General features: G+C 57.1%; 1 rRNA gene (running past one end of the window). It reads right to left on the reverse strand.

Going from position 1 to position 2,262, the window contains the following annotated elements:
- Nucleotides 1-1,741 (reverse strand): 23S ribosomal RNA (locus AB0F70_RS27385); its annotated part reaches 1,447 nt to the left of the window's first position; the annotation flags it as partial.
- Nucleotides 1,742-2,262: the final 521 nt, after the last annotated feature.

The raw sequence follows: 2,262 nt of genomic DNA on the forward strand, positions 1-2,262 counted from the left end.
AACGCCCCACGGATTTGCCTATGGGACGGGCTACGACCTTGGACATGGACAACCATCGCCACGCCTGGCTACCTTCCTGCGTCACCCCTGTTAACACGCTTACCTACTACCGGATCAGGTCCCACGCCTACCCCACGATGACACCCGAAGGTGTCGGTGTGGGCTCGGGGTGGTTAGTATCACCGGGCTCGGTATGGGCGGTACTTCGCCGGTAGGAGAATATCAACTCCTTGTCCATCGACTACGCCTGTCGGCCTCGCCTTAGGTCCCGACTTACCCAGGGCGGATGAACCTGGCCCTGGAACCCTTGGTCATTCGGCGGACGGGATTCACACCCGTCATTCGCTACTCATGCCTGCATTCTCACTCGTGTAGGCTCCACCGCTGGATCACTCCGCGACTTCACTGCCCACACGACGCTCCCCTACCCACCCACACACCTGAACACACAGAACAAGTCTGGTGCTGGGCTAACGTGTGAGTGCCACGGCTTCGGTGGTGTGCTTGAGCCCCGCTACATTGTCGGCGCGGAATCACTTGACCAGTGAGCTATTACGCACTCTTTCAAGGGTGGCTGCTTCTAAGCCAACCTCCTGGTTGTCTGTGCAACTCCACATCCTTTCCCACTGAGCACACGCTTTGGGACCTTAGCCGATGATCTGGGCTGTTTCCCTCTCGACCACGGAGCTTATCCCCCGCAGTCTCACTGCCGCGCTTACGACTTACCGGCATTCGGAGTTTGGCTGACGTCAGTAACCTGGTGAGGCCCATTAGCCATCCAGTAGCTCTACCTCCGGTAAGAAACACGCGACGCTGCACCTAAATGCATTTCGGGGAGAACCAGCTATCACGAAGTTTGATTGGCCTTTCACCCCTAACCACAGGTCATCCCCCAGGTTTTCAACCCTGGTGGGTTCGGTCCTCCACGCCGTCTTACCGGCGCTTCAACCTGCCCATGGCTAGATCACTTCGCTTCGGGTCTAGACCCGGCGACTCAATCGCCCTATTCGGACTCGCTTTCGCTACGGATACCCCACACGGGTTAACCTCGCCACCGAGCACTAACTCGCAGGCTCATTCTTCAAAAGGCACGCCGTCACCCCTGCTATCCCATAAATGAGACGGAGGCTCCGACGGATTGTAGGCACACGGTTTCAGGTACTATTTCACTCCCCTCCCGGGGTACTTTTCACCTTTCCCTCACGGTACTTGTCCGCTATCGGTCACTAGGTAGTATTTAGGCTTAGCAAGTGGTCTTGCCAGATTCACACGAGATTTCACGGGCCCCGTGCTACTTGGGATCCCCTCAACCAGGCCGCACCATTTCGTCTACGGGACTCCCACCCACTACGGTCCGGTATTCAACCCGGTTCGACTATGACACGGCTTTCTTACTGGCTGAAGAACTGTCAGATTCTTCCAGAAGGTCCCACAACCCCGCACACGCAACGCCTGACAGCTTGACACGCATACGGTTTGGCCTCATCCGCTTTCGCTCGCCACTACTCACGGAATATCTCTTCCTGTCGGTACTGAGATGTTTCACTTCCCGACGTTCCCTCCACACGCCCTATACATTCAGGCGCGGGTAACCGAACATGACTTCGGCTGGGTTCCCCCATTCGGAGACCCTCGGATCACAGCTCGTCTGCCAACTCCCCGAGGATTATCGCAGGCTACAACGTCCTTCTTCGGCTCCTAGTGCCAAGGCATCCACCAATGTGCCCTTAAAAACTTCAGGCAACACTACAATCACAGAAACCAAGATGACCACAAAACAAGGAACCACAAACCCGAAGGCTCATGGCCCAACAGTTTCACGATCGCAATCTTGGAAAATTTCAAAGATGCTCGCGTCCACTATGCAGTTCTCAAGCAACGGACGAACCCACCAGGCAAACCCGTACCACCACAACCGGCAAGCCGGCGGGTATGACACGAACCAGATGACCCGTACTCGATCCAGAAACACACGATCCTTGCTCACCCCCGAAGGGACAAGCCGGCCGGTTGTCTCAGGACCCAACAGTGTGCTTGGCGAACCCCACCACCCGGTAGACCGCGTTCCAACCCGTGACACCCTCCCGAAGAAGGACGCACCTGGCGTACTAGCAGTCAGCCCGAACAGGGAGACTCTTCGTCAATGTTCCACCCATGAGCAACCACCCCAGACACGTACGGCCTGGGCATGGCCTCTGCCACCAGCACCAACCATCACCCCGAAGGGCGTGCTCCGAAGAGCTAAGTCGGCGTCCCCACTTT

It is taken from the genome of Promicromonospora sp. NPDC023805 (assembly GCF_040639635.1).
GTDB lineage: Bacteria > Actinomycetota > Actinomycetes > Actinomycetales > Cellulomonadaceae > Promicromonospora.